General features: G+C 54.1%; 3 tRNA genes and 3 rRNA genes. All 6 read left to right on the top strand.

The window, feature by feature from the left end:
* Positions 1 to 1,122 (top strand): 16S ribosomal RNA (locus GQ59_RS30195); the annotation flags it as partial.
* 329 nt (positions 1,123 to 1,451) lie between these two features.
* A tRNA-Ile gene (locus tag GQ59_RS30190) sits at positions 1,452 to 1,528 on the top strand.
* 77 nt (positions 1,529 to 1,605) lie between these two features.
* A tRNA-Ala gene (locus GQ59_RS30185) sits at positions 1,606 to 1,681 on the top strand.
* Positions 1,682 to 2,207: 526 nt separating this feature from the next.
* A 23S ribosomal RNA gene (locus tag GQ59_RS30175) occupies positions 2,208 to 5,007 on the top strand.
* 253 nt (positions 5,008 to 5,260) lie between these two features.
* Positions 5,261 to 5,375, top strand: a 5S ribosomal RNA gene (gene rrf, locus GQ59_RS30170).
* 164 nt (positions 5,376 to 5,539) lie between these two features.
* A tRNA-Met gene (locus GQ59_RS30165) sits at positions 5,540 to 5,616 on the top strand.

The following is a 5,616-nucleotide window of genomic DNA, read 5'->3' as shown; positions in this document are numbered from 1 at the left end:
GCCATGCCGCGTGAGTGATGAAGGTCTTAGGATTGTAAAGCTCTTTCACCGGAGAAGATAATGACGGTATCCGGAGAAGAAGCCCCGGCTAACTTCGTGCCAGCAGCCGCGGTAATACGAAGGGGGCTAGCGTTGTTCGGAATTACTGGGCGTAAAGCGCACGTAGGCGGATATTTAAGTCAGGGGTGAAATCCCAGAGCTCAACTCTGGAACTGCCTTTGATACTGGGTATCTTGAGTATGGAAGAGGTAAGTGGAATTGCGAGTGTAGAGGTGAAATTCGTAGATATTCGGAAGAACACCAGTGGCGAAGGCGGCTTACTGGTCCATTACTGACGCTGAGGTGCGAAAGCGTGGGGAGCAAACAGGATTAGATACCCTGGTAGTCCACGCCGTAAACGATGAATGTTAGCCGTCGGCAAGTTTACTTGTCGGTGGCGCAGCTAACGCATTAAACATTCCGCCTGGGGAGTACGGTCGCAAGATTAAAACTCAAAGGAATTGACGGGGGCCCGCACAAGCGGTGGAGCATGTGGTTTAATTCGAAGCAACGCGCAGAACCTTACCAGCCCTTGACATGCCCGGCCAGCTACAGAGATGTAGTGTTCCCTTCGGGGACCGGGACACAGGTGCTGCATGGCTGTCGTCAGCTCGTGTCGTGAGATGTTGGGTTAAGTCCCGCAACGAGCGCAACCCTCGCCCTTAGTTGCCAGCATTCAGTTGGGCACTCTAAGGGGACTGCCGGTGATAAGCCGAGAGGAAGGTGGGGATGACGTCAAGTCCTCATGGCCCTTACGGGCTGGGCTACACACGTGCTACAATGGTGGTGACAGTGGGCAGCGAAGGAGCGATCCCGAGCTAATCTCCAAAAGCCATCTCAGTTCGGATTGCACTCTGCAACTCGAGTGCATGAAGTTGGAATCGCTAGTAATCGCGGATCAGCACGCCGCGGTGAATACGTTCCCGGGCCTTGTACACACCGCCCGTCACACCATGGGAGTTGGTTTTACCCGAAGGTAGTGCGCTAACCGCAAGGAGGCAGCTAACCACGGTAGGGTCAGCGACTGGGGTGAAGTCGTAACAAGGTAGCCGTAGGGGAACCTGCGGCTGGATCACCTCCTTTCTAAGGAAGCTGTGGAACGGTAAGACGACCGGCACATGTCGCAAGACATGGCCCGGTATGAACCTTCCCGTGCTTTTTAGAACAATAGATGGCACCAGTCAGGTGACCATCGAAACGCAATACGCCACGGAATGCTTTAAGCATCGGATGGTATGGCGAACCCGCCGACTACGTTTCTCTTTCTTCAAAAGGATATGAACCATTGGTTTGCGCTCACGCGTCTGTTCGCATGTCTTCGACATGCTGACGCTCCGCGAGGGCGCCGGACGACCGGCGACGGCCTCTGGCCTGTATGGGTGCCTGCTTGCGGGCGCCTCGCTCGGCGAGATGGGCCCGTAGCTCAGTTGGTTAGAGCACACGCTTGATAAGCGTGGGGTCGGTAGTTCGAGTCTACCCGGGCCCACCATTTTTGGTTCGCCAATGTGGTTTGTTTGATGGTTTACCTGATCCTGGCGTTTGTTTCGTCAGGTGTTTGTGATGGTTGGGGCTGTAGCTCAGCTGGGAGAGCACCTGCTTTGCAAGCAGGGGGTCAGCGGTTCGATCCCGCTCAGCTCCACCAATTCACTTTGGTGTCGATGCTGTTGGTGTCGAGCCGGGCGGACAACGTATCCTTTGAAGAAATAAAAGTTTGCATCACTTCGATGAAGTGCTGCCTGTTCTGCAAAAATCGTGAAGAGAAGATTGATCTGGAGGCTTCCAGGTATGGGTTTAGGCCCATGTCCGAAGCCGGTTCCAATGATGTCGTTGATGGCCTAGCCGGCCGGATGCGAAAGAGGGACCGGAAGAGGTAGGAAGCTTGTCACTCTGGTCGGTCGTTGTTGGTGTTCTGACCTTCGGGTTTGCGCATCTCTGACGACTTGCTGATGTCCGTTTGCTAACCGCGCGGACCCGGATTTAATCTCGAGAAGCTGGTCTTAAAGACAAGACTGCAAGCGGGTCGCTCGGCGTGACCCCAATCAAGCAGGCTTGTCGAACACGTCGATGGCATCATGAGAAGGGCTGGTTGTAAAAGGTAACCGGTCCGCCACGCATTGGGTCTGAAAGCCCGATGGGTGGCTATATTGATGAGCATTGGCAATGAGAACGATTAAGTGTCGTAAGGGCATTTGGTGGATGCCTTGGCATGCACAGGCGAAGAAGGACGTGATACGCTGCGATAAGCCGTGGGGAGCTGCGAATGAGCTTTGATCCATGGATCTCCGAATGGGGCAACCCACCTTAGATACCTAGAAAGTTTAAGCCGTCTTTCGGGACGGTTTAGGTTTCTAGGTATTGTTAAAAGGTATCTTACCTTCGAATACATAGGGGTAAGAAGCGAACGCAGGGAACTGAAACATCTAAGTACCTGCAGGAAAGGACATCAACCGAGACTCCGTAAGTAGTGGCGAGCGAACACGGACCAGGCCAGTGGCAATCAGGAATAAAGCCGAACGCTTTGGAAAAGGCGGCCGTAGCGGGTGATAGCCCCGTAGGCGTAGAACACTGATTGTCCTAGAGTAGGGCGGGACACGTGAAATCCTGTCTGAACATGGGGAGACCACTCTCCAAGCCTAAGTACTCGTGCATGACCGATAGCGAACAAGTACCGTGAGGGAAAGGTGAAAAGCACCCCGACAAGGGGAGTGAAATAGAACCTGAAACCGGATGCCTACAAACAGTCGGAGGGGGCAACCCTGACGGCGTACCTTTTGTATAATGGGTCAACGACTTAGTGTAACTAGCAAGCTTAAGCCGGTAGGTGTAGGCGCAGCGAAAGCGAGTCTGAACAGGGCGTTCAGTTAGTTGCATTAGACCCGAAACCGAGTGATCTAGCCATGAGCAGGTTGAAGGTTGGGTAACACCAACTGGAGGACCGAACCCGCATCTGTTGCAATAGATTGGGATGACTTGTGGCTAGGGGTGAAAGGCCAATCAAACTCGGAAATAGCTGGTTCTCCGCGAAAACTATTTAGGTAGTGCGTCGATCGAATACCCCGGGGGGTAGAGCACTGGATGGGCTATGGGGACTCACCGTCTTACTGATCCTAACCAAACTCCGAATACCCGGGAGTACTAATCGGCAGACACACGGCGGGTGCTAACGTCCGTCGTGAAAAGGGAAACAACCCTGACCTCCAGCTAAGGTCCCCAAGTCATGGCTAAGTGGGAAAGGATGTGAGGATCCCAAAACAACCAGGATGTTGGCTTAGAAGCAGCCATCATTTAAAGAAAGCGTAACAGCTCACTGGTCTAATTAAGGGTCTTTGCGCCGAAAATGTAACGGGGCTAAAGCCATGCACCGAAGCTGAGGATACGTGACTTGTCACGTGTGGTAGCGGAGCGTTCCGTAAGCCTGTGAAGGAGGACCCGTGAGGGCCTCTGGAGGTATCGGAAGTGCGAATGTTGACATGAGTAACGATAAAGAGGGTGAGAGACCCTCTCGCCGAAAGACCAAGGGTTCCTGCTTAAAGTTAATCTGAGCAGGGTTAGCCGGCCCCTAAGCCGAGGCAGAAATGCGTAGGTGATGGGAACCACGTTAATATTCGTGGGCCTGGTGGTAGTGACGGATCGCAAAAATTGTTCAACCTTATTGGATTGGTTGGGCAGTGGGGCGGTTCCAGGAAATAGCTCCACCGTATAGACCGTACCCGAAACCGACACAGGTGGTCAGGTAGAGTATACCAAGGCGCTTGAGAGAACTATGTTGAAGGAACTCGGCAAATTGCACGCGTAACTTCGGAAGAAGCGTGACCCCATTTTGGGCAACCATAATGGGGTGGCACAGACCAGGGGGTAGCGACTGTTTATCAAAAACACAGGGCTCTGCGAAGTCTAAAGACGACGTATAGGGTCTGACGCCTGCCCGGTGCTGGAAGGTTAAGAGGAGAGGTGCAAGCTTTGAATCGAAGCCCCAGTAAACGGCGGCCGTAACTATAACGGTCCTAAGGTAGCGAAATTCCTTGTCGGGTAAGTTCCGACCTGCACGAATGGCGTAACGACTTCCCCGCTGTCTCCAACATAGACTCAGTGAAATTGAATTCCCCGTGAAGATGCGGGGTTCCTGCGGTTAGACGGAAAGACCCCGTGCACCTTTACTATAGCTTTACACTGGCATTCGTGTCGGCATGTGTAGGATAGGTGGTAGGCTTTGAAGCGGGGACGCCAGTCTTCGTGGAGCCATCCTTGAAATACCACCCTTATCGTCATGGATGTCTAACCGCGGTCCGTCATCCGGATCCGGGACAGTGTATGGTGGGTAGTTTGACTGGGGCGGTCGCCTCCGAAAGAGTAACGGAGGCGCGCGATGGTGGGCTCAGACCGGTCGGAAATCGGTCGTCGAGTGCAATGGCATAAGCCCGCCTGACTGCGAGACTGACAAGTCGAGCAGAGACGAAAGTCGGTCATAGTGATCCGGTGGTCCCGCGTGGAAGGGCCATCGCTCAACGGATAAAAGGTACGCCGGGGATAACAGGCTGATGACCCCCAAGAGTCCATATCGACGGGGTTGTTTGGCACCTCGATGTCGGCTCATCGCATCCTGGGGCTGGAGCAGGTCCCAAGGGTTTGGCTGTTCGCCAATTAAAGCGGTACGTGAGCTGGGTTCAGAACGTCGTGAGACAGTTCGGTCCCTATCTGCCGTGGGTGTAGGAATATTGACAGGATCTGTCCCTAGTACGAGAGGACCGGGATGGACATATCTCTGGTGGACCTGTTGTCCTGCCAAGGGCATAGCAGGGTAGCTATATATGGAATGGATAACCGCTGAAGGCATCTAAGCGGGAAACCAACCTGAAAACGAGTATTCCCTATCAGGGCCGTGGAAGACGACCACGTTGATAGGCCGGGTGTGGACGTGCAGCAATGCATGAAGCTTACCGGTACTAATAGCCCGATTGGCTTGATCGTTCTTGTTGCCTGTGCTCATCAAGCAAAGCTTGATGACACGCAACTTCTTTTGTCCTGACGCGCTAGTCGCGCTGCGGACAGCCCGCGCTAAACGGTATTTTGCCTGAAGGCAAAAACCGGAGCGCGACGGCCGCTGGCCTGTATGGGTGCCCAAGGCACCGATGCGGAACCGAAGGCTCCATCTGACGTGTTCAAAAAGACTAAAAACGAAGTGAAAACTTCACCAGCTTCTCACAATGTTGCGCTTCGCTGACCTGGTGGTCATTGCGGGGCGGCCGCACCCGTTCCCATTCCGAACACGGCCGTGAAACGCCCCTGCGCCAATGGTACTCCGTCTCAAGACGCGGGAGAGTAGGTCGCTGCCAGGTCTGCAAAACGCAACACAATCTTCTCACACGAAAACTACGGCCCCTGGCCGAACCAAGGGCCGCCCTCAAAGCGGCCTTTTTGCTTTGCAGAATATGAAAACTTCGGGGTGCAATTGCTCTGCGTCCCCGACACCGGTCTTTTGCCGTAGGCAAAAACCTTATTACGCGGGGTGGAGCAGCCCGGTAGCTCGTCAGGCTCATAACCTGAAGGCCGCAGGTTCAAATCCTGCCCCCGCAACCA

The organism is Neorhizobium vignae (assembly GCF_000732195.1).
GTDB lineage: Bacteria > Pseudomonadota > Alphaproteobacteria > Rhizobiales > Rhizobiaceae > Neorhizobium > Neorhizobium vignae.
Note: the sequence above shows the minus strand (reverse complement) of the source record. Positions and strands in the feature narration are given on the sequence as shown.